At 50.2% G+C, this 22,325-nt stretch carries 19 protein-coding genes; 3 read left to right on the top strand and 16 right to left on the bottom strand.

The annotated features are described in order from the left end of the window. Positions 1-45: 45 nt before the first annotated feature. The 3 genes from VV089_RS04150 to fliD all read right to left on the bottom strand — a co-directional run bounded on the left by VV089_RS04150 (position 46) and on the right by fliD (position 3,325). Entirely contained in the window at positions 46-450 is a 405-nt protein-coding gene (locus tag VV089_RS04150; RefSeq protein ID WP_172544020.1) for a hypothetical protein, read from the bottom strand. A gap of 12 nt (positions 451-462) precedes the next feature. Then, positions 463-834, bottom strand: a complete 372-nt coding sequence (locus VV089_RS04145) for a flagellar export chaperone FliS (RefSeq protein ID WP_172544021.1) — start codon at positions 832-834, stop codon at positions 463-465. A gap of 79 nt (positions 835-913) precedes the next feature. Further along, positions 914-3,325, bottom strand: coding sequence for a flagellar filament capping protein FliD (fliD, locus tag VV089_RS04140; protein ID WP_334335056.1), 2,412 nt, complete (start codon positions 3,323-3,325; stop codon positions 914-916). A 134-nt stretch (positions 3,326-3,459) separates the two neighbouring features. Between fliD and VV089_RS04135 the strand changes: the two genes are divergently transcribed. From VV089_RS04135 to VV089_RS04125, 3 genes are all read left to right on the top strand, one after another. Continuing rightward, positions 3,460-4,251 (top strand): ParA family protein, encoded by a 792-nt coding sequence (locus tag VV089_RS04135; RefSeq protein WP_172541129.1) that lies wholly within the window; start codon positions 3,460-3,462, stop codon positions 4,249-4,251. Next, the gene (locus VV089_RS04130; protein ID WP_334335055.1) at positions 4,235-5,230 is read left to right on the top strand and encodes a late competence development ComFB family protein; all 996 of its coding nucleotides are present in this window, start codon (positions 4,235-4,237) and stop codon (positions 5,228-5,230) included. Before VV089_RS04135 ends, VV089_RS04130 begins: the two co-directional genes overlap by 17 nt. Positions 5,231-5,316: 86 nt before the next feature. Then, positions 5,317-6,048: a GTP pyrophosphokinase gene (locus tag VV089_RS04125; protein WP_172541131.1), complete on the top strand. Its 732-nt coding sequence runs from the start codon at positions 5,317-5,319 to the stop codon at positions 6,046-6,048. A 123-nt stretch (positions 6,049-6,171) separates the two neighbouring features. On the opposite strand, the gene VV089_RS04120 is transcribed toward VV089_RS04125, so the two are convergent. The 13 genes from VV089_RS04120 to VV089_RS04060 all read right to left on the bottom strand — a co-directional run bounded on the left by VV089_RS04120 (position 6,172) and on the right by VV089_RS04060 (position 22,309). Next, positions 6,172-7,116, bottom strand: a complete 945-nt coding sequence (locus tag VV089_RS04120) for an Rpn family recombination-promoting nuclease/putative transposase (RefSeq protein WP_334335054.1) — start codon at positions 7,114-7,116, stop codon at positions 6,172-6,174. 337 nt (positions 7,117-7,453) lie between these two features. Next, entirely contained in the window at positions 7,454-8,047 is a 594-nt protein-coding gene (locus tag VV089_RS04115) for an HD domain-containing protein (protein ID WP_334335053.1), read from the bottom strand. 43 nt (positions 8,048-8,090) lie between these two features. After that, positions 8,091-9,749, bottom strand: a complete 1,659-nt coding sequence (locus tag VV089_RS04110) for a nucleoside kinase (protein WP_334335052.1) — start codon at positions 9,747-9,749, stop codon at positions 8,091-8,093. Between the two features lie 310 nt (positions 9,750-10,059). Beyond that, the gene (locus VV089_RS04105) at positions 10,060-10,833 is read right to left on the bottom strand and encodes a Nif3-like dinuclear metal center hexameric protein (protein ID WP_334335051.1); all 774 of its coding nucleotides are present in this window, start codon (positions 10,831-10,833) and stop codon (positions 10,060-10,062) included. Further along, positions 10,830-11,546, bottom strand: a complete 717-nt coding sequence (locus VV089_RS04100) for a tRNA (adenine(22)-N(1))-methyltransferase (protein ID WP_334335050.1) — start codon at positions 11,544-11,546, stop codon at positions 10,830-10,832. The genes VV089_RS04105 and VV089_RS04100 overlap by 4 nt, the downstream gene beginning before the upstream one ends. A 3-nt stretch (positions 11,547-11,549) precedes the next feature. Continuing rightward, the gene (rpoD, locus tag VV089_RS04095; protein ID WP_172541017.1) at positions 11,550-12,653 is read right to left on the bottom strand and encodes an RNA polymerase sigma factor RpoD; all 1,104 of its coding nucleotides are present in this window, start codon (positions 12,651-12,653) and stop codon (positions 11,550-11,552) included. A gap of 38 nt (positions 12,654-12,691) precedes the next feature. Then, on the bottom strand, positions 12,692-14,455 hold the full coding sequence (dnaG, locus tag VV089_RS04090) for a DNA primase (protein ID WP_334335049.1): 1,764 nt from the start codon (positions 14,453-14,455) through the stop codon (positions 12,692-12,694). A gap of 39 nt (positions 14,456-14,494) precedes the next feature. Then, the gene (locus VV089_RS04085) at positions 14,495-15,538 is read right to left on the bottom strand and encodes a deoxyguanosinetriphosphate triphosphohydrolase (protein WP_334335048.1); all 1,044 of its coding nucleotides are present in this window, start codon (positions 15,536-15,538) and stop codon (positions 14,495-14,497) included. A gap of 123 nt (positions 15,539-15,661) precedes the next feature. Then, the gene (locus VV089_RS04080) at positions 15,662-16,228 is read right to left on the bottom strand and encodes a DUF5662 family protein (RefSeq protein ID WP_334335047.1); all 567 of its coding nucleotides are present in this window, start codon (positions 16,226-16,228) and stop codon (positions 15,662-15,664) included. 4 nt (positions 16,229-16,232) lie between these two features. After that, the gene (locus VV089_RS04075) at positions 16,233-18,113 is read right to left on the bottom strand and encodes an alpha-amylase family glycosyl hydrolase (RefSeq protein WP_334335046.1); all 1,881 of its coding nucleotides are present in this window, start codon (positions 18,111-18,113) and stop codon (positions 16,233-16,235) included. 239 nt (positions 18,114-18,352) lie between these two features. Next, positions 18,353-19,321 carry a Gfo/Idh/MocA family protein gene (locus VV089_RS04070; RefSeq protein WP_334336204.1) on the bottom strand — a complete coding sequence of 323 codons (969 nt, stop codon included), beginning with the start codon at positions 19,319-19,321 and terminating at the stop codon, positions 18,353-18,355. 30 nt (positions 19,322-19,351) lie between these two features. Further along, complete coding sequence (locus VV089_RS04065; protein ID WP_334335045.1) at positions 19,352-20,866, bottom strand: FGGY-family carbohydrate kinase; 1,515 nt, start codon at positions 20,864-20,866, stop codon at positions 19,352-19,354. A gap of 141 nt (positions 20,867-21,007) precedes the next feature. Beyond that, positions 21,008-22,309: a hypothetical protein gene (locus tag VV089_RS04060; protein WP_334335044.1), complete on the bottom strand. Its 1,302-nt coding sequence runs from the start codon at positions 22,307-22,309 to the stop codon at positions 21,008-21,010. Positions 22,310-22,325 lie beyond the last annotated feature (16 nt).

Raw genomic sequence — 22,325 nt, 5'->3', positions numbered from 1 at the left:
AGAAAGGGCAAATTTGCATCCGCCCTTTCTTCTTAGGAACCTCATTTACTTCTGATAGAAAGAATCCTTTCCGGCCAGTTTCACACTGATTATCCGATCCACTTCCAGAATCTTCTCCAGATTCCTTCTTATGTTACATCCTATCTCCCCAATCCTTTTCTCCTCAAAAGAAGCCTCCGGGGAAGCCTCCCGTTCCCCTTTCAGCAGTCCCAGGATCTCCGACCGCTCCTGCAGTCCCACGCACTCCAGAAGTATATAGATATTTTCTTCACTCTCCGAAAGATGCTCGATCTCCTCCTGGCGCATCCCTAGAAGCATCTGAGCCGCCACCCGGTCGTCCCTTGACAGGGTGTCCGCAATCTCCTTTGTCAAACGAAACACTTCATTTACCGCCTCATAACGCCGGTGCATCTGCTTTAGAAGCTCCGTCCACAATTCCTGTTCTGCCATTTCCTTGTCCTCTCAATGATCGAGCATCCGGCTGGCTTCCCGGAATGCCCCGCGAAGCTCCTCCACCAGTTCCTTAAGCTCTGCGATTACTTTGGGGTTCCTGCCAGCACTGATGCGCGACAGCTCATAAATAAAGAAGTCATACATTACGCTCAGCTCTCTGCTGATGGCATAGCTCCTGTTCAGGGTTGTCTTCAGATACTGTACAATCTCCCTGGAACGGGTTACGGACTGTTCAAACAGTACCTCATCCTTTACCTCCAGTGCCAATTCCGCTCTGGTGAGTCTCTTTACCAGTTCATCGAACAGGAGAAGAAGCATCTCACTGGCCGTCATGGTGTTGACGGATTGGGTTTTATACTGCTGATAACCGTTTGCATTCATCACTGTCTCACTTCTTACCCTTTCTTTGCTCCGCTCTCAAAGAGCGGAGCGTCTTACAGTATGCCCGCCGGCCGGTACGCTAGAAGCCCATTCCGCTTAAATAGCTGCTCTGGGAATTCATCTGGGAAATCAGCGTCTCTAACTGTGTAAACTGGCTGATGTAACGGTCCTGCTCGGACTTCAAGCGGGCCTTTAAGTTCTCCAGAATCTTATCCACATCATCAATCTCCGTTTTCAGAGAGTTGTTGAGCAGGCTTAAAGGTGCATGGGTAGAACCAGCCTTCTCGATGAGGATACCCTTGGTAGCGCCTAACGTATTCACGTATTTGTTCATGGTATTCTTTAAGTTGGCAGCAATGCCGTTGTCCTTGGTGAAAGCAGCCTTCACGGCATCCGGATCCTTCTCCAGGGCAGCCTTGAACTTGTTCTCGTCAAAGGCCAGCTTACCGTTGTCCTGCCAGCTTTCGGATACAGAGATTCCGAGAGCCTCCATGGCCTGCTGATCCGCCGGGCTGATGATCCAGCGCAGGTCATCGGACAATTGACGCAGTTCGCTGGAGCCGAAGAGAATACCTGCCTGAGCCTTCTCCTCCCAGAGCTTAATCTCACTCTCGCTCATTTCCTTCTTCTGTTCGTCGGTCAGAGGGAAGTAATCCCGATCCGGACGGGTGCTCAGCTGAGTATTCACCAGTTCCAGAATCTCGTTATATTCTTTTACCATATCAGAGACGGCCTTTACTATCTTTTCAGATTCCACGTTCGTCTCGAAGGTTACGGCCTCAGTGGTTTCATCCAACTCCTTGGTTTTTCCGTCTGCCCCCAATTTATAGCCGAATTCTCCCTTGATGGTTACATCCAGACCGTCGATGGAGAAGCTGTTATCTCCCCTGGTCAGCTCAATCGCCTCATCGGAGCCTGCATATTTTACGGCTATGATTGCATCCTGGCCCAAAGTAACAGTATTCCTTCCTGCAGCAGTGGGATTAGCGGAATCAATCTCCTCTCCAAACAGCGCCTTTGCACCGCTTCCGGACAGCTTCAGCACTCCGCTGGCACCGCTGTCTGTCGCTTCCAAAGAGAACTTATCCGCCATTGACAAATAGGAAATCTTCACGCCGGCATCCGCATTGTTGATCCGATCCATAATGGTAGCAAGAGACTCATCCTCTGTAAATTCGATCTTCTTTCCATTGATCTCCAGCTCATATTTTCCATCAGCAGTTTTCTCGCCGAAATTCAGGCCCGAATTCTTTAAGCTTGTATTCAGATTCAAACGGTTGGACTCGCCGCTCGTAATTCCAAGACCGCCGTAACTGGACATAATGGACTCGCTGCCCTCTGTAATGGCCAGAGTGGAGCTGTCATCGCTATTGCCGTCCGGTGTTGTGGTTTTAAAGGTAAGACGTCTGTCGCCGCCGGCCGAATCTTCCTCAACCTTTGCTTGCACACGTCCTTTTCCAAAAGCTGCGTCCAGGCTTTCCTGCATCTTTTCTGCCAAAAATTCCAAGCCGTCCTTACCGCTATTTATAGCATCTTCAATCTCTTTCTGAGAGGGCATCTGAATGGTCTTTGTAGAGCCGTTGTAGCTAAAGGTCAGGCTCTTGTCACCCATGCGCTGTGCAAAGCTCTGGGTTTCTTTCAGCGTTGCCTCTTTACCAGCCGCAGTTCCTGTATTTCCCGCAATATCCAGACCAACTCTCTTGTTTGCTTTTGCTTCATCCACCTGCTCTTTAAAGCCCATAGCTTCCAGAGCGGAACCGCCGGTCAACGTTACGGCATTCCCTTTCGACTTCAAAACAAAAGATTTACCATCATCACTCACTCCGACTTCTACGGAATCAAACAGTGTCTGCTTCTTTGCGCCTCCGGTCTGGGTGATCTCTACCTTTTTCATAGCCTCATTGAATGCATCTGCAGCCTCCTGCATGCTTCCGAAAGGCTCGCCGGTTCCGTAAGGCAGACCAACACTGTAGTACTTGCCGCCTACCGTAAAATCAAGATTCTTCCCGGCTAATGTACTGATATCCACATCTCCCGTATCAACGGCACCAGTTGACAGCTTTCGATCTGACACATAGTTGTCAGACATCACCTTGGCGTTCTTCGCCATCTGCTTGACGCCGAGAATGGATACATTGGCTGCCGCTGTCCGGTTGGCCCCTGCCACGCTGATGAACTTGCTGTTAATACCCTTCACCATTGTACTTGCCGCTCCCCACAGGGCCTCGCTGAACAAGTTGGTGGTGGAAGACATGGTAGATGTATATTTGTTAGCAAAGGCAATCATCTTATCACTGATGTCCCGATACGCCTGCTGCTGCCACTCAAGCTTCGTCTTTGCCTGCTCCTGTTTTGTAATCTTTGTCTGTGTTCCTGAGGTCATTCCCGCAATCAATTCATCTCTGTCCAGGCCGCTGGCCAGACCGCCATAGCCTCTTAAACTGGACATTGCATTATTGGTAGATCCGCTCAGACTGCTTATACTTGCCATTATAACCACTCCTTTTATCTCTTTTTTGCTTTACATTTCTATACATTTTCGAAATTACTCTGTACTTATTTATCGGCATATAGTATACTTTAGTTAATACTTAATTGAAATTTTTAGAAACGGAGGAATTTACCTTGGCTACAATCATTGCACTTACCAATCAGAAGGGCGGCGTCGGCAAGACCACGACTTCAAGTGCTTTGGCAGCCGGACTTACCAGAGAGGGCAAAAAAGTACTTGGCATTGATCTGGATCCACAGGGCAATTTTGGATTCAGTCTCGGCCTTGATATCGAAGATTCAAAGACCATTTATGAAGTGTTCAAATATCAGATTCCGATTGAAGCTGCCATCCAGCCTACGGAATACTGCGATCTCATTACATCCAATATTCTCTTAAGCGGTGCGGCGCTGGAGTTTAACGAGCCTGGAAGAGAGCTGATGCTCAAGCGGCTTCTGATGCCGATTGAGGATCGCTATGATTTTATTATTATTGATACGCCGCCGGCTCTGAATATTCTGACGGTCAATGCCTATGCGGCGGCTGATTATCTGATTATCCCCATGGTTGCGGAGATTCTCAGTATTGTGGGCGTAGCGCAGATTAAGGAGACCATCAATTCCGTCCGGCAGTCCGTGAATCCCAATCTTCACGTATTGGGGATTATTCTGACGAAGTTTAACCGGCGTACCATCCTGGCCCGGGAAGTGAAGGAGATGGCGGAGAATATTGCCGCCCAGATTAACAGCTCTGTATTCGAGATCCAGATCAGGCCCAGCGTCACCGTTGCGGAGGCTCCGGCCCATGGAGAGAGTATCTATGATTACTCCCCCCTTTCCAAGCCCTCCTTAGACTATAAGGCGTTTGTCCGGGAGGTATTATATAAGATCAAACAGCAGGAGGTTCTCCATGGCACGCAAAAGTAATAAAACCGCACACGTTTTGAATTTACTCTCGGGAGGAGAACCCGAAAAGGAAACACAGCAGCCGCAGAAGCCAGAGGCTGAGACTGCGGCTGAAACTGCGGCCGCAAAAGCGGAAACCGAGCCGGAAAAAGAAGAGGCAGCGTCAGCACAGGCTGCGGCTCCTGTCAAAGCCCAGACGGCTGCACCGGAGGTTCCTTCTAATATATCGATCATTGACAACGGAGCAAAGGAAGCTGATCTGGTTGCAGAACGGATTCACGAAGAGCTTTTAAAGGAGCTTGAGAAGGAAGAAGGGGCTGCTGCCGCAGAGGAAACTGTTCCTGCTGCAAAACCTTCCGAAGCAGAGCTTTCTCCCACTGCAGAAGTTCCGGCAGCGGAAGCTTTAGCTTCTCCCGTACAGGAAGAGCCAAAAGCCGAAATTCCTGCTGCTTCCGATACAGCAGCGTCTCCGGCTCCTGCGGTGGAAGAAGCTGAAGCTTCCGCTGCTCCTATGACAGTAGAACCTAAGGCCGAAACTCCCTCTGCTCCTATCGCAGAAGAGCCTAAGACCAAAACTTCTTCTGCTCCTATGGCAGAAGAGCCTAAGACTGAAACTTCCTCTGCTCCTATCGCAGAAGAACCCAAACCGGAACCAGCTGCCTCTTCGGAGCCGGAACAGGAAGAACCGCAAGAAGTTTTAGAGCTTTCACCGGAACCTTTGGCAGAACCGGAGCCGGATTATGTAATGCTGAATGTAATGCAGCGTGTTGTAGAGGACAAGATCATTTATTTTATGAAGCAGTTTGAGGTCTGTACCTGTGCCCGGTGCAAGGCAGATACCATTGCGCTCACACTAAGCGGCCTCCCGGCCAAGTACAAAATTGTAGACAGATTTGCGGTGGATCCCCTTGTGAGCTATTATACAAGCCGGCTTATCAGCCAGGTTACGGTGGAAGCCTTAAAGGCCTGCACCCAGGTAAAGGAGAATCCGCGCCACTGATGCCGTCTTATATCTCCAAAAGCCGTTACGGACATTTGCAAGACAATCTAATTTTAAAAAACACCTGCGAAAATGGGAGCGATTTTATGGAACACGAAGCACATATCTCCTATACCGATACAAATACTCTTCCGGAGATACCAAAGGATTTTGCAAATCAGGCCTTTCAGTTTCAAGAACTGATGATGATGTACAACTGCGCCATCCGGGAGGTTCGTACCAAGCTTGAAGTTTTAAATGACGAGCTGAGCATCCGGCATAAACGTAATCCCATCAAACACATTACCTCGCGCATTAAGCGGCCCCTGAGCATTATACAAAAGCTGGGACGTTACGATGCCCCCTTCACGGTGGAATCTGTGGAGGAACGGCTGAATGACGTAGCCGGTATCCGGGTAATCTGTTCTTTTATTGATGATATTTATGCCATTGCGGACATGCTGCTCCAGCAGGATGATATTACGCTTATCCGGCAGAAGGATTATATTCAGAATCCAAAGCCCAACGGCTACCGGAGCCTGCATCTGATTGTGGAAATTCCGGTATTTTTCTCCGAGCAGAAGAAAAATATGCGTGTGGAGGTACAGATCCGCACCATAGCTATGGATTTCTGGGCCAGTGTGGATCATCAGCTTAAGTATAAGCAGGATGTGGAGAATCCGGAGGCTGTTTCCGCCGAATTGAAGGAATGTGCGGATATTATCGCCCAGACGGATGCCCGGATGCTTGCAATCAAGAATCATATTTACTTCAATGAGCCCTTCCATAAATCCTGGCAGGACAAGCTGGAAAAACTGGATCTGCCATTGAATCGGTAAGCAGAAAGAATCCCTATAGACATTCTCGTTTGAGCATTGCTTCAAAGAATTTCTATAGGGATTCCTTTTTAGCTGGTTATCGTAAACCGCATTTGATTCTATATCGATTTCCTACTGCCAGTATCACTTCATTTTCCAATACCTTTCTAAATATTCCTTTGCAGCTTCTTTGGAAATGGTGAACTTTTCAAGCATCTTCTCCAAAATAATTTCTCTCGAAAAATTATTTTCCTGGCAGATTTCTACAAAAGCCTTTATCCCCTCTTCCATTCCTTCTTTTCTTCCCTCTTTTCTTCCCTCTGCTAATCCCTTATTTAAATTATAATTCATCAGATAAGTTTGATCCCTCCAAGCCTTCTCCCTTGCCTCGTATTCCAGGCGCTTCTTATCATCCGCACTGAGCTCCGTCAATCTTTCATAGGCTCTTCCAATATAAGAACTACCCTCTGCCGCCATCTCAAACTCCTCCTTCTTTTCCGCTCTGAAAAAGCTGGCCCACTTCAGCAGCTCTGTCTGTGGATATTCCCTTCCTGCAAGCTTCGGCAGCTCCAGAATATGGATCTCCAGTTTATCCGAATACATTCGATGTCTGGTATCCTCCCAGAGATGAAAACGGGAATAAAATTCCTCATCCTCCTCAAAGAGAAGAAAATCCAATATGCCCACATGGATACACTTTGAGAGCACATCATAACTCTGGCCTTTTTGAATCGTTTTGGCATACATTTTTGCCAGATAAAACATAGAGCGCTCCGGCCATAACGGGAAAGGCGCCAGCTGAATTTCCAGATCCATCTGGCTCTCCCCCTTATGGCTCCTTTCTCCTAAAACTGCCTCTTCCCTGCCTGACTGGCCGCAGACAAAAACACGGACATCTAGAATTCCCAGTTTGTCCTCTTCATGTTCCTTCCTCAAATGAGTAGACAAAAGCTCTGTTCTCGTGATTTCTTCCGGCTTCACATTCAGCAACGCAGAGATAAATCCCTTACGGACCTCTACATCCTCCATCAATTCCTTGAAACAGAAATCCACCTTTGGTTTCATTAAAAATGTCTGTTCTTTACTCAATACTGCTCTCTCCTTTCCTCGAAGCAATCATTCCTTCGGAAAGAAAGACATCAGCAGCAGTATGTCTGCTTTTATTATAAAGGATTTCCCTATCTGATACAATATCTTTCTTTCCTAATTAAAGTTACGTTTCATCTCATGGATTTTTCTGACGGAAATGTCCGAAAATTGCTTAGAATCCTTTGACAAAATTAGTATATACGAAATGCGTGTAAAAAACAAATTAAATTTCTATAAAGTTTTTATCCTTTGTTGAAAACAAAATTTAAACTTTTCCGCATCAAAAAAGAGGCGTGGGAAAACCTCTGTCTCATTTCCCAACACCTCCCGTTAATCACTATTCTCCTGTCACTGCCTCCAGCTCCTGTGCTGCCTGCTCCTCACAGGAACGCATGGCGTCAATGGTCATGGAAAAGAGCTTCTCCAGCTCCCAGCCCAGAACCTCCGCACCTTCACGGATCACATCCCGGGAGCAGCCGGCTGCAAAACGTTTGTCCTTGAATTTCTTTTTCAGGCTGGAAACCTCCATATCAGACACGCTCTTGGAAGGGCGCATCCGCGCAGCCGCTCCAATCAGGCCGGTCAGCTCGTCTGCGGCAAAAAGGACTTTCTCCATCTCATGCTCCGGCTTCACATCACTCACAAGGCCATAGCCGTGACTGCACACCGCATGAATCAGCTCTTCCTCTGCTTTGCCTTCTCTTAAAAGCTCCGGGGCTTTTTGGCAGTGTTCCTCGGGATACAGCTCAAAATCAATGTCGTGAAGAAGTCCGGCAATGCCCCAGAAGTCTTCTTCCTCTCCATAGCCAAGCTCTTTTGCATACCAGCGCATAACGCCCTCTACAGTCAGGCCGTGAAGAATGTGAAAGGGTTCCTTATTGTACTTTCTGAGCAGCGAAAGGGCCTGCTCTCTTGTCAATGCTGTTTTCATCCCATTGCTCCTATTCCAGTTTTATTCCAGTTTTATAATATCTTTAAACCCGGAAGCATCCGCCTCCGATAAACTCCCGCACGAGGGAATTATCCGGTATAAAGGAGCTGTCCACGCCCAGGAAGTAATCCAGGAATTTCAGCAGCCGCTTGGCCTCCAGATATTCCGGCTCCTCCCGTCCGATTCCAAAGAGCAGAGGCTCCGCATACTGCTTCAGCACCGCAAGCTCATAGATGAGAGCCGAGTTGAACATGGCATCCGCCTCTTCCTGGTAAGGGAAGATATTTTCATCCTCTCCCCGGCGCACGGAAGGCCACATGCTGATCGTCCGGGCCGCTCCCGAGCCTCTTGTCCTGGCATCCCGCACCATCCGGCGGATCAGCCGTCCGTCCGTAGTCGGAATCCGGTTATGCTCATCCACATTCAGCTGGGTCAAGGCGCTGATATAGATCTTGAACTTGCTCTCCCTGGGCAGACTGTAGGAAAGCTTGTCATTGAGACAATGAATCCCCTCCAGTACCAGAATGTCCTCATCTCCCAGGGTCATATAATCCCCATGGTACTCTTTCTTCCCAAGCTTAAAATTAAAACGGGGAATCTCCACGGTCTTTCCCGATAGAAGCTCGCTCATCTGCTTGTTAAAGAGCTCCACATCCACCGCTTCCAGGCACTCAAAATTGTAATTGCCTTCCTCGTCCTTCGGTGTCAGCTCCCGTTCCACAAAATAATTATCCACGGCGATGGGATGGGGTTTCAGTCCCGCTGCCTTGAGCTGAATCGACAGCCGGTGGGAAAAGGTCGTCTTTCCCGAGGAAGAAGGGCCCGCAATCATAATAAACTTCCGGCTCCTGTCCTCTGCAATGGTTCGGGCAATCTCCGCAATCTTGCGTTCCTGCAATGCCTCCTGTGCCATTACCAGATCCTGCATGCCGCCCCTGGAAATACAGTCGTTCAGGTCGCCTACCGTAGAAACCTCGAGCATATCTCCCCAGGAGACCGATTCCTTCATTACCTGGAATACCTTGTGCTGGGGCTTAAAGGGCGGCACCGTATCCGGCTGCTTCTGTAAGGGGAACTGAATCACAAAGCCTGCGTCATAGAGATACAGTTCAAAATACTTCAGATAACTCGTATCCGGCACCATATATCCATAGAAATAATCCTCAAAATTCCCCAGCCTGTAGATATTCACCCGGGAAGCCCGGCGGTAGCGGAACAGCTTTTCCTTGTCATACATCTTGTGGGCGTGGAAAATAGCAAGAGCCTCGTCCGTATTGACATTGCGCTTCTCAATGGGCATTGCCTGTTCTGCCAGCTCCAGCATCTTTTCCTTGATCTTTCCCAAAAGCTCCTCATTCAGAAGCAGATCCCCCTCCAATGTGCAGTAGTAGCCGTTGCTGAGGGAGTACTGAACCTGGGCGCGGTGGATCCGGTCATGGCCCAGCACCTTATAGACAGCCTTCATCAAAAGCAGCGTCATGCTCCGCCGGTATGTCTGCTGGCCGATAAAGGAAGCCGTAGTCAGAAAACGAAGCTCACAGTCTGAGACCAGCTTTTTGGAAAGCTCCTGAAGCTTGTGATTCACTGACACCAGGACAATATCCCAGGAATAATCCTTCTGGCAGTCCTTCGCAATGGTCTGATAAGCAGTTCCTTCCGGGTATTCATAGACCTTCCCGTCAATCGTTACTTTGTAATCCATACCTCATCCTCCTATTCCACTTCCGTAATATCCCTCAAAGTACACGGGTATGAAATCAATTTACAGCCACAAATACATGTGTCTGTAAATTGATTTGTGCACTTTAAGGGATATTACTGATTTAAAATCGCTGCGCGATGGCACTAAAGGGTAAAGTCGCTTCGACACACTGGTAGTGAGAGAAACTTTTATTCGAAAGAGCACTCATAAAAGTTCCTCTCGTGCGCCTTTGCGACTTTACCGTCCAGCAGAAATTATTATGAAAAAATACTTAAGCTTCTTAGCTGGACTACTCCAGTTCCGTAATATCCTAAACCACCAAAAACGGCTGCTTCACCGTCTCCGTATAAACGGCAAGCCCAGGGAAATTCCGCTCCACAAAGTCTTTCAGATCTGCGATAAAGATATGCTCAATCCCATAATGCCCCGCATCAATCACCGCCATGCCGCAGTCCTCCATGTCAATTCCCGTATGGTGATCGATATCTCCGGTAATCAGCACATCCGCTCCCGACACAAGAGCCGGACTCGCCATACTTTTGCCCGCCCCCGGCGACAGGGCGGCTATCCTTACTATCTTATTCAAATCCCCGAAAACCTTGACATTGGGCAGGTGAAAACGCTCCTTCACAAGCTCTGCGCACTCCTTAAGGGTCATGGCGGACGGCAGGCTTCCCACCCGTCCGATGCCCTCCCCGTCAAATACCTCCTCCAGCACAAAGGTATCCCTAAGCTCCAGGTAAGAAGCCGCAAGCTCTGCCATACCCATCACGTCATAGTTGGTATGCATGGCATAACAAGAGACATTTCCGCGAATCAGGCGTATCAGCCGCTCTCCCACATAATCATCCGCGGTAACGGATTTGATGCTTCCGAAAATCATGGGATGATGGGTCACAAGCAGATCCGCCCCTGCCTGAATGGCTCCGTCAATCACCCTGTCTGTCGCATCCAGGGCAATGTACACGCTCTGAATCTCCTGCTCCCGGTCTCCTGCCAGAAGCCCTGTATTGTCCCAGTCACAGGCATAGATTCTCGGATACCGCTCCTCTATCTTCTCAATCAAATCCTGACATTTTATCATAAAACCACCTCCTGCTGCTCAAGAACACAGGCTTTTAGAGCCTCCTTCAAAATCCGGATATCCCTCTGGACAAAATACTCCCGGGCAAGTGTCCGCTCTTTTCCTTCCTTGGGAAGCCTCTCAAGAATCTTCTCATGGGCCTGAAGCTGCTTTCTTAAGTATTCTTCCTGAACCGGAAGAGACTGCTGCAGATCGGCCCGCCCATATCGGAATTCCGGCAGAGTGTAAGACCGCCCTCTCCCCTGCACGGCCTTCATCATGGGATAATACTTTCCCTCCTCCATGACAATGTCTTCACAGACAATCTGCCACTCATTTCTGTCAAGCCACTGACGGACGCCCGCAATATCAGACTGGGGCTGCAGGATCAGCTCCCGGACAGAAGACAGCGTCTCTCTGCCCTCATGCAGAATCTTCTCCATCAGAATGCCGCCCATTCCGGCAATGAGAACCGTGTCTCCTTCCCCTGCCTTCAAAGCTGCCAGACCGTCCGAAAGCCTTGTTTGTATGTATCCGGTAAGCCCCGCTTCCTCAATATGGCTTTTTGCCCTCAGAAGAGGGCCTTCGTTAATGTCCATAGCAATGGCTGAGGGAATCTGTTTTCCCTCACAAAGGCTGATGGGAACATATCCATGATCTGTTCCCACATCCACCAGGCGGTTTCCCGGAGAAACCATTTTGGCTAACCGCTCCAATCGTTCTGATAACTTCATAGCTTAATCCAGATAATCCTTCAGCTTCCTGCTGCGGCTTGGGTGGCGGAGCTTCCGAAGGGCCTTGGCCTCAATCTGCCGGATACGCTCTCTCGTTACATTAAACTCCTTGCCCACTTCCTCCAGGGTACGGGCCCGGCCGTCGTCCAGCCCAAAGCGCAGGCGCAGTACCTTCTGCTCCCGATCCGTCAGGGTGCTCAAGACCTCCACAAGCTGCTCCTTCAAAAGAGTAAAAGCGGCTGCGTCAGAAGGCACCGGAACATTATCATCCTGGATAAAGTCGCCCAGGTGGCTGTCCTCCTCCTCGCCGATGGGTGTCTCCAAAGACACGGGCTCCTGGGAAATCTTTAAAATCTCACGGACACGCTCCACCGGAAGCTTCATCTCCTCCGCAATCTCCTCCGGAGATGGCTCCCTGCCAAGCTCCTGCAGAAGCTGGCGGGACACACGGATCAGCTTATTGATAGTCTCCACCATATGCACAGGAATCCGAATCGTCCTGGCCTGGTCTGCAATGGCCCTGGTAATGGCCTGGCGAATCCACCAGGTAGCATAGGTGCTGAACTTGAAGCCCTTGCGGTAATCGAATTTTTCCACCGCCTTGATAAGGCCCAGATTTCCCTCCTGGATGAGATCCAGAAACAGCATGCCCCGGCCCACATAGCGCTTGGCAATGCTGACCACCAGACGCAGGTTCGCCTCCGCCAGACGCTTCTTGGCTTCCTCGTCCCCCAGCTCCAGCCGCTTTGCCAGTTCAATCTCCTCCTCTGCGCTTAAGAGGGGAACCTTTCCAATTTCTTTCAGATACATACGCACGGGGTCCTCTATGCTGACGCCCTCTGGTACGGAAAGATCGATCTGCTCAACATCAACTTCATCCTCGTCTGTGAGAATAATCTCGTCGTCATCGTCGTCACTGGTAATCCGGAGCACGTCAATGTTGTGGGCTTCCAGATATTCCAGGATCTTCTCGAAATGCTCCGCATCCAGTTCCATGTCGTGGAAAAAGTCGTTAATCTCCTGGTATTCCAGGATATTTTTCTTTTTCTTCGCCATAGCCAGAAGCTCTTTTAACTTCTCCTCAAACTTTACCATGTTTTCTTCCATGTTGTTCCATCCTTCCATAACTTGTTAGTATTTTATCCTTAATCCAAAGAAATATGCAATTTCTCCAATTGGCGTCTGCGCTGCACCACTCGCTGAAGGCCTGTCATATCCGCAGGATCCAGTTCCTTTGCCTCTTTTTCCAGTCCGTTCTTGCAGACCTTATAGATGGTTTCCCGAAGGGCCTTCTCCATCTCTTCCCTGGTTTCCACCTTAAGCACCGCGTTAAATACGCCTGCCGCCTGCCGCTGCTCCTGCGTATCCTCAAAGGCTCCGATGATCCGGGCCGGATTCAGCGCCCCCTCCTTCTGCTGCTCATAAAGCATCCCGGCAATCCGGGCATACATAGGAACGGTAAAATCCTCCGGCTCCACATAACGCCGGATTTCCCGGAAGTAAACCGGATCCGAAATCATCCAGGTCAGCAGAAGCTTCTGGGAGACCTCGCTTCCATCGGCCTTCTCCTTTTTGCGGGCGGACACGTCTCTGGGCCGTTCCACCGGCGGAACGCCCCCCAGGGTAATCCCCAGGGTATTTACTTTCTTCCGAAGCGTCTCATAACTGATATGATACTGCTCCGACAGGGTTTCTATGTAATTATTCCGCTCCAACTCGTCCGAAAAGCCCAGAAGCTTTCTCGCCATCTGATCAAAGAAGGCCGTCTTTCTCGCCGGATCCTTCAGATTGAAATTCCGCTCCAAGACCTCTATCTCAAAGAGAAAGCTGCTCTGAGCCTTCTCTATGCGCTCCTGAAACGCCTCTGTTCCCAAAGCCTTGATAAATTCATCGGGATCCTTATAGGGCTTCAGATTGAGCACCCGGACCGAAAGCCCCGCCTCCTTTAAAATGGGAATGGCCCGTAAAGCCGCCTTGGTTCCGGCCTCGTCACTGTCGTAGGTCAGAAGCACCTCCTGGGTATACCGCTTCAAAAGAAGCGACTGCTGAGCGGTAAGGGCCGTTCCCAGAGAAGCTACTGCCTGGTTGAATCCCGCCTGGTGAAGAGCAATCACATCCATATAGCCCTCGCAGATAATCATATTGGATTTCCTTGCGCTTCTGGCAAAATTAAGCCCGTATAGATTCCGGCTTTTATCAAAAATCTTTGTCTCCGGAGAATTCAGGTATTTGGGCTTCCCGTCGCCCATGACCCGGCCTCCAAAGCCGATAACCCGGTTATTGCCGTCCATAATGGGAAACATAACCCGGTTCCAGAACTTATCATAGGCCCCTCGCTTCTCATCCATGGTAATCAGCCCCGAATCCTTCAGAAGCTCGTCCGGATAGCCTTCCTTCTTCAGATAGCTGTAAAGCTGCCCGTTGTATTTGCTGGAATAGCCCAGGCCGAAGCGGCGGATGGTATCCTCGGACAAGGCCCTGCTTCTCAGATAAGCGTAGGCATCCCTTCCGCTCTCCTGCTTCAGCTGGTAGTAGAAAAACCGGGCCGCTTTCTTGTGAATCTCCAGAAGCCGGCTTTTTTGGTCCGCCTGCCGCCTTGCTTCCTTTGAATACTCCATCTCCGGCAGCGCCATCCCGCAGCGATCGGCCAGATGCTTCATGGCCTCCGGAAAGGTAAAATTCTCATATTCCATTAAAAAGGTAAATACGTTCCCTCCGGCATGGCAGCCAAAGCAGTAATACATCTGCCTGTCCGCCGAGACGGAAAAAGAGGGAGACTTCTCACTGTGGAAGGGGCAGAGCCCAAAGTACCTGCTGCCCTGTCTCCGAAGGCGCACATAGCCGGATATGACATCCACAATGTCATTCTTTAAACGTACCTCCTCAACCAAATCCTCCGAATAATACATCTCTTACCACCTGTTCCAGTCAAAAGCCTCTCCATCAGACTAAATACTCCATGCCTTTGGAATAAAATACTCGTTAAACTTGTAAATTGCATACTGATCTGTCATGCCGGATATGTAATCGCAGACTACAAGCTCCTTCTCCTCATGCTCCTTAAAAAGCATGTCCAGAAACTCCTCCGACATCTCCTCCGGATGCTCCATATAATAGGAAAACAATGCCTCCAAAAGCTCCTGGGCCTTGATCTCCTCGCTTTTTGCCAGAGGATTCGTATACAGGCTCTTAAACATAAAGCTTCTCAGATCCTGCATGGCGCCGCCAACCTCCTGGGACATCCGAAGCTTTGGCCTCTCCACGGGTTCCTCTTCCGGTCTCTCCCTCAGCCAGTCTGCATTCTGCATCACAATATCGTGAATCAGCGTATTGAGCCGCTCCCGGGTGGAATGTCCCAGAATATCCCGGTACTCCCTGGGAATATCCGCCTCTTCCAGAATCCCGGCCCGGATGGCGTCGTCGATATCGTGATTGATATAGGCAATCTTATCTGCAAAGCGCACAATCTGCCCCTCCAGGGTATAAGGGCTTCCGTTGGTTCTGTGGTTGCGGATGCCGTCCCGGACCTCCCAGGTCAGATTGAGGCCCCTGCCCTGCTTTTCCAGACGCTCCACCACCCGGACGCTCTGCTCGTAGTGGGCAAATCCCTTGGAACACAGGCCGTTGAGGGCCCTCTCCCCCGCATGGCCGAAGGGCGTGTGTCCCAGATCGTGTCCCAGGGCAATGGCCTCCGTCAGATCCTCATTCAGCCGCAAGGCCTTTGCCACCGTTCTTGCCGTCTGGGCAACCTCCAGGGTGTGTGTGAGACGCGTCCGGTAATGATCTCCCCTGGGCGTCAGAAACACCTGGGTCTTGTGCTTCAGACGGCGAAAGGACTTGCAATGAAGGATCCGGTCCCGGTCCCTTTGGTACACCGGCCGGATATCACAGGGCGGCTCCGGCGCATCCCTCCCCTTAGAAGCCCTGCTGAATGCCGCATAAGGGCTTAGATACTCCTGCTCCCACTGCTCCGTACTCTCTCGAATCGTCATAGGCCGCTCCTTTCGCTCCTGCTGAACTCCTGTCATTTCCTTAAGTCCGAAGCAAAGCTTCCCGGACTTAACGAAACGGCACTGCCTAAAACTGCCTCTATTATATCTATTCTGCGTCCGCTCTCAATTCCCTCTTTTTTTCTTCAAATTTGGATATTCTTTTTTTCCCACCAGATTTCGACGGATATATGCAAGGGTTTTCTCCTCTCCCTGCCTTGACAGCATACGAAGCAGGTACTCCAAAAGAGCCTTCGTCTCCTCATGGATCACATAGGCTTCCTTTCCCTGTTCATAATAGGCCAGCGGCGCATGCTGATCGTAGGCGTTTCCCTTGTAGATCCGGGAGGCCGCTATGCGGTCCATCATCATCTCCGCCACATACTTTGCCGGCATCTTCATTCCGGCCAGCCCTCTGCCCGTCTTTAAGCTGTAATCAATCCAATACTCATAGTGGTGCTTGTTCCGCCCTTTGTGATGAAGCCATGCCGAGGAATAGCCTCTGCTCTCCCTCTCCGCATTGTTAGGGCTTCGATAACCCTGGTAATACCGGCACCCCGGCACAAACTCTGCCGGGGAATATTTTGACAAATCATGGGTCAGCCCCTGCCGGTAAAGACCGATTTTAAAGCAGTATTTCATCACAAGCAGCCTATGGCGCGTGATAGTGCAAAAATGCTTCCAAGCCTTCATATCTCTACTTTCCCGCCAGCACCAGGATCGTGCGCTCCGGCACCGTAACCTGCCGCTGCTCTTTAAGAATCACTTCCTGCCCCTCCGCAGAAATGGCGTCCATCCCTTCCAGTCCCGTATCCAGCGCAATCCGCCACTTGCGGTCCCCCGGAAGCCCGGGCAGGGCAAACTCATGGGGCATCCAATGCATATTATATGCGACATAGAAGAAATCGTCCTTCTCCTCTTCCTTCGTTTCGGCCTCCGCATAACCGCCGGCATACAGAATACCTACGCTTCTGCTGTAATTTTCAAAATCTGCGAACCATGCCTGCTTTCCGTGGTAGGATACATCGGGATAACCGCAGGAAAGATAATCCATCATCTGAAGCTCCCGGCTCTGGCGGAACACCGGATGGGCCTTGCGGAAGGCAATGAGCCCTTTTACAAATTCCAAAAGCTTTGTCTGCTGCTTCCCCGTCTTCCAGGGAATCCAGGAAATCTCATTGTCCTGGCACCAGGCATTGTTGTTGCCGGACTGGGAATTGCCCCTCTCGTCCCCCGCATAGATCAGGGGGGTTCCCTGGCTCAGCAGAAGGATGACAAAAGCATTGCGCAGCTGGCGGCTCCGAAGCTTTAACAGCCGCTTTTTCCGGCTCGGCCCCTCCTCCCCGCAGTTCCAGCTGTAATTCACGCTGGAGCCGTCCCGGTTGGCTTCCCCGTTGGCCTCGTTGTGCTTCTCGTCATAGGACACCAGATCCATCAGTGTAAATCCGTTGTGATTGGCCATATAATTGATAACCCCGTGCCGCGCCGGATTACGCCTTGCCCGGCTGGTGACAGCGGCAAGCTGCCCCTCGTCGCCCTTTAAAAAGCGTCTGGCATCCAGCATAAAGCCGTCGTTGTACTCCGCCAGATTCCGAAAAGCCGGCACGGCCTTTTCCTCATAAATCTCATCCAGGGCAAAGCACTCGCTGAGAATCTTCGTATGGCTCAGGAGCGGATCCTGGGCCAGAGCCTCCACTGGGGCATTGTCCCGGTTGATATGTACGCCGTCAATGTGGTATTCCACCACCCAGTACCGGATGCAGCTCAGTACCAGGGAGGCCTTTGTCCCCTTTGGAAAATAAAATTCCAGAATAAGCTCTATTCCGTTTTTGTGAAGCTCCTTCACAAGCTCCTTTAACTCCTGCACCGGATTGTCCGAAGCCGCATAAGAAGCCTTGGGGGCAAAATAATATGCCTTAGGAGAATAGCCCCAATAGTTAATCCGTGTCTCTCCTCCGTCCAAAGGCGCATATTTCTTAAGCTCCGGGCTGTCCATAGAGGCAAGCTCGGAAAATTCGTATACAGGCATCAGCTCAAGCTGATTGATGCCAAGCTCTTTTAGATAAGGAATCTTTTCCTGAAGTCCCGCAAAGGTTCCTTTTGCCTTCACCCGGGAGGTTCCATGCTTTGTGAAGCCCCTCACATGGGCTGCGTAAGCCACAACCTCCTCATAAGGCAGACGAAGGGGCCTGTCCCCTTCCCAGTCAAAGACGCCGGGGCAGATTCTTCCCCTCAGCTCTTCCTCCTTCACAGGCTTTCCAAAGCTCTCTCTGCCCGCTATCCGGCAGGCGTAAGGATCCGTAACCACCTTTCCTTCAATCTCATAATTATATTCGTATCTGTCTGCCGGCAGACCCTTCACCAGCACAGAGCGCAAATCTCCGTACTGCCCAGAACCCTCCATGGAAATAGCGGCCTCCGGCTCTTTTCTTCCTTTTCTGTAAAGCAATAAACTGCAGGTTTTTTTATCCGGTACTGCGACTGTAAAACAGGTGTCTTCCCCCAGTTTTCGGACACCCGGCCCTTGAAGAATGCCTTCTTTAATGTCATGCTGAATATTTTTGTCCCATTTCTTCATTCAGTTCCTTTCCTTTCCGCAATGTTCTGCTTTGTTTCGATTTGCAAAATCTTAATATTACCCCCATTATGAAATAATAAAATCGTATTTTTCATTATAGCAGATTTCGGCAATATTTGACAAGGAATTTTCCATTCATTTGTAGTAATTTTTTCCAAATTTTTAAAAAAATGCTCTTCTTGCAGAAATTTCATTTTCCCTGCAAAAAGAGCATTTTCAGCTTTTATAAGTCTAAGGATTTATTCCAGTACCGGTATCTCGTACCCCCAGCTTTTGCGGATTCCGTCCATAATCTCCATGACCTGTATGGTCTCTGCGTGGGGCATCTGCGGACATTCCAGACTGCCGCTTTCAATGGCACGGACACAGGCTTCTACCTCATACTCGTAACCGGTTATCTGTTCCGGGACGGCATAGGTCCTGACCGCCTGGTATTCCTCATTATATACCTTAATCTCCTCCGGATTATTGATATTGGTGATCTCCAGATAGCCCTTTGTCCCGAAGATGCAGCCTGTGCGGTTCAAAACTGCATTTACATTGCACTGCATGGTAGCTGTCTTTCCGCCCTCAAAGGTCATCACAATACTGTCAATCATATCTACGCCGTCTTTAAATACCGCATAGGATGAGACGCTGGTCATGTCTTCCCCAAATACCATACGGGCGAAATTCACCAGGTACACCCCTACGTCCAGAAGGGCGCCTCCTGCCAGAGCCGGATCCCAGATACGCTTAATCTGGCTTAACTCATAGCCCAGGTTGGCAGTGAGGGAGGTTACTTCTCCAATCTCTCCCCTTGCGATAATATCATCAATGATCTTTCTGGAGGGCATATATCTGGTCCAGATAGCTTCCGTCAAAAGCAGCTTCTTTGACTTCGCCAGAGCCAGGACGTCCCTGGCCTGCTCCGCATTTACCATAAAGGCTTTCTCGCAGAGAACATGCTTCCCGGCCTCCAGGCACAGCTTCGTCATTTTGTAATGATGAGAGTGGGGAACTGCCACATAAACCAGATCCACCGCCTCGTCTGCCAGCATTTCCTCATAGGATCCATATGCCTTTGTAAAACCATACGCTTCTGCAAATGCCTGCGCCCTGTCCAGATCTCTGGCCGCAATGGCATATGCCTCAACCTCATCCATCTTTGTAATGGTCGCCGCCATTTTATTCGCAATGGCGCCGGCTCCCAAAATTGCCATTTTTATCATCTATTATTCCTCCAGGATTTTCCATGTTTAGTTTTTAAATCTCTCCCAGGCGCTGCTAAGCCCGTCAATCACCGCCCTGTATGTAGCATACTTCTCCTCGTAGATCTCCTTGTATTCAGGCCTTGGATAGATCGTCTTGGTAATCGTCACCGTGCGCCGGATGGCTTCCTGGTAATCCGGATAGATTCCAGCCGCAATCCCCGCCGCGATGGCTGCGCCCTGGGCCCCCAGCTCTTTGTCTGCAATCACGTCAATGGGGATCTGCAGAGCATCCGCAAAGATCTGCACCCATACATCCGAGTTGGCCGCTCCGCCGGAGAGACGGATGCTTTTGGGCGTTTCCCGGTTCCGAAGAAGCTTCTTTACATGGGTTACATGAGAGAATACGATTCCCTCATAGACTGCCCGGAGCATGTGCTTCTTGCTATGGTAGGCAGTCAGCCCTACAAAGGTTCCCTTGGCCAGGGCATCCTCATTGGAGCCGTTTAAGAAGGGCAGGAAAATAATCTGACTGTCCTTCGGTTCAATGGAGTACACCCACTCATTGGTAATATCATATATGGAACCGCCGCTCTTCTTTGCCTTTTCTTTCTCATCATTCATCAGATTTTGGATAAACCATTCCATGTTTCCGGCAGAGGTAGGGCTGCTCTCCTCAATCAGATAATATCCGGGTATGCAGAACATCGAGTTTAAAGCTACGGTTCCGTTTGTTACCGGCTTCTTTCCGATAAACTCATTGATGCTCCAGGTTCCCGCAATCATGCACATCTGCTCTTCGTCAGACAGGCCGGAGGCAATGCCGCAGGCATTGACATCAAACATACCGGCCGCCACAGGGGTTCCCTCCGGAATCAGCGTCTGTTCACTTGCCTCCCTGGTCACGCAGCCGCAGAGATCAGCCGAATGACGCAGGGGCGGAAGCTTCTCGTAGCATTCCTCCAGATCGTAAAGGGCCATCAGCTCTCTGTCGTGCTGTCCGGTCACCATATTCACCAGATTGCCTCCGGAGCAGTCCGTGTACTCGCTGTAGGCCTCCCCGGTCAGCATATAGCGGATATAATCCTTTACCGCAAAAATGTATTTCGTATTTTTCAGAACCTCCGGCTGATTCTCCTTAAACCAGGCCAGCAGGCTCACCGGCTGTACTGCCAGAATTTCCTGAAATGTTTTCTCGTATACTTTTTTGCTGGTGCCGTCCTGATACCAGCGCTCTGCCTGGGCCCACGCCCTGGTATCAGTCGACATAATACCGTTGTAAGAGGGCTTTCCGTCATGCCCAATCAGATATAGGCCTTTGCCGGCTCCCGAAAAAGATACGCCTGCAATGTCCTTCGGATCAATACCGCTCTTTTCAATGGCTGTGCGGACAGCCTGGGCATTCACTTCCCAAAGCTCATCCAAATCCTTTTCTGTATATCCCGGCTTAGGCGTCAGCGTAACCGTAGGAACACTGGCCACGGAAATCTGCTTTCCGTCCTCATCAAATACAGCCGCCTTAGAAAAGGTTCCGCCGTTATCAATTCCCAGTAAATATCTCATAAGTCTCACCTTCACTTCCATGTAGGAAAAGAGCCCGGAATATCGCCCATTCTTTTGATATCCCGAGCTTCTTTTCATGGGATCTCTCTTCCCTCATTCAGTGGATCTAACAAGCTAAGCGAATGCTTAAGCTCTTATATTTTAGTCCTCTTCCGCCTGGGGAACGCCCGGGCAGTTGGGGCCGAAGTGCTTCAGTACAACCAAAGGCTCTACCTTGCTTGTGTTGGTAATGACTACGCCTTCCACAGCCGCCTTCTCGGATACGAAGAACTCGTCGGAGCTCTGCTGTCCAAAGTGAAGCAGGGTGGGAGCCTCGCAGTCATAAACGCCGAATCTGCCATGGCCCTGTACAAAGATACAGCCGTAAGCGGCGCCGTCCTTTATGGTTACCGTCTCGCCGGGATTTACCGTCAGTTCTTTTGCTGCAATGTACGGATTCCCGTAGGTGATCCATTTCTGGACATACTGCTCTGTCTTGGTCTCCACAATGGGTCTGCGGAAGTAATGCTTTCTATAATGAGGATCTACGTTCTTCTCCCAGTCAAGAAGCTTAAATACGTCTTCCACATCCTTCTGTCCTTCCGGCAGCTCCTCGTCCAGCATCTCCGGCGGATAAACCTCTCCGGATACAATGTTCTCATATACAGAGTTCACATCGGAATTCCACTGCGGTTCGTAGGTCAGTACGGAAGCCGGCGCATGGATCACTCCCGCAGGCGTATACCAGCCGGTTCCCAGCTCAATGCGGTAAGCTCTGGACAGATCCGTGATTCTCGTATCATCGTCTGCAAAATGACGGATCCTCTCCTTCACCTCTTCGGGATCCATATCTGGGTCAAATCCGAAGTATGTATAATTGGCCTCGCCAAAGTAATTGTTCAGCTGCTTGGGGAAGTAGTAGCACTCGGGCTTTCCAAGCTTCCCTACCCGCGCCGCATCCTCGAAGCCCAGGTGCAGGTGGTGGAACAGCGGATTTTCATTGTCAAAGAACTTGGAGTACATGGGCCAGCCGTTGTATTTCTCCATGAGCTCTTTTCCCACGATCTCCTCTCCCAGAACCTTCACTGCCATGCGCAGGGAAAACTTTTCGTCGCTGCCGTAGTCTACGCATACGTAAGCCATCCCCTCGTCTGCTTTGGCAAGCTCGCCGTTCTGGGCTGCAATGGTGGATGCAAACCAGCGCTCTGTGATGGAACCCCTTGCCATTCCGAATGCAAAGTAATCGTCCGGATGCAGCTTCAGCCTGCGGCCCGCTTTTCCGAATCTTCTCGGAACGAATGCCGGGAAGAGGCGGAGGATTCCCTCGCCCTTCTTGAAGGTCTCCCGGATTACGCTCTCATCCTCGGTTGCATTCTGAACAACCAGATTTCCTGTTTTCTTTGCCTCGGCCAGACGCATATCCAGATCTTCGCCTGCTTTAATGGTTAATTCTTTTTCTGTCATTTCAGTCCGTCTCCTT

This window comes from Candidatus Merdisoma sp. JLR.KK011 (assembly GCF_036941125.1).
Taxonomy (GTDB): Bacteria; Bacillota; Clostridia; order Lachnospirales; family Lachnospiraceae; genus Laedolimicola.
Note: the sequence above shows the minus strand (reverse complement) of the source record. Positions and strands in the feature narration are given on the sequence as shown.

Bases quoted from the DNA above. Each gene is read 5' to 3' on its own strand.
- VV089_RS04150 (WP_172544020.1), bottom strand. From the start codon at position 450: ATGGCAGAACAGGAATTGTGGACGGAGCTTCTAAAGCAGATGCACCGG.
- VV089_RS04145 (WP_172544021.1), bottom strand. From the start codon at position 834: ATGAATGCAAACGGTTATCAGCAGTATAAAACCCAATCCGTCAACACC.
- fliD (WP_334335056.1), bottom strand. From the start codon at position 3,325: ATGGCAAGTATAAGCAGTCTGAGCGGATCTACCAATAATGCAATGTCC.
- VV089_RS04130 (WP_334335055.1), top strand. From the start codon at position 4,235: ATGGCACGCAAAAGTAATAAAACCGCACACGTTTTGAATTTACTCTCG.
- VV089_RS04125 (WP_172541131.1), top strand. From the start codon at position 5,317: ATGGAACACGAAGCACATATCTCCTATACCGATACAAATACTCTTCCG.
- VV089_RS04115 (WP_334335053.1), bottom strand. From the start codon at position 8,047: ATGAAAACAGCATTGACAAGAGAGCAGGCCCTTTCGCTGCTCAGAAAG.
- VV089_RS04110 (WP_334335052.1), bottom strand. From the start codon at position 9,749: ATGGATTACAAAGTAACGATTGACGGGAAGGTCTATGAATACCCGGAA.
- VV089_RS04105 (WP_334335051.1), bottom strand. From the start codon at position 10,833: ATGATAAAATGTCAGGATTTGATTGAGAAGATAGAGGAGCGGTATCCG.
- VV089_RS04100 (WP_334335050.1), bottom strand. From the start codon at position 11,546: ATGAAGTTATCAGAACGATTGGAGCGGTTAGCCAAAATGGTTTCTCCG.
- rpoD (WP_172541017.1), bottom strand. From the start codon at position 12,653: ATGGAAGAAAACATGGTAAAGTTTGAGGAGAAGTTAAAAGAGCTTCTG.
- dnaG (WP_334335049.1), bottom strand. From the start codon at position 14,455: ATGTATTATTCGGAGGATTTGGTTGAGGAGGTACGTTTAAAGAATGAC.
- VV089_RS04085 (WP_334335048.1), bottom strand. From the start codon at position 15,538: ATGACGATTCGAGAGAGTACGGAGCAGTGGGAGCAGGAGTATCTAAGC.
- VV089_RS04080 (WP_334335047.1), bottom strand. From the start codon at position 16,228: ATGAAGGCTTGGAAGCATTTTTGCACTATCACGCGCCATAGGCTGCTT.
- VV089_RS04075 (WP_334335046.1), bottom strand. From the start codon at position 18,113: ATGAAGAAATGGGACAAAAATATTCAGCATGACATTAAAGAAGGCATT.
- VV089_RS04065 (WP_334335045.1), bottom strand. From the start codon at position 20,866: ATGAGATATTTACTGGGAATTGATAACGGCGGAACCTTTTCTAAGGCG.
- VV089_RS04060 (WP_334335044.1), bottom strand. From the start codon at position 22,309: ATGACAGAAAAAGAATTAACCATTAAAGCAGGCGAAGATCTGGATATG.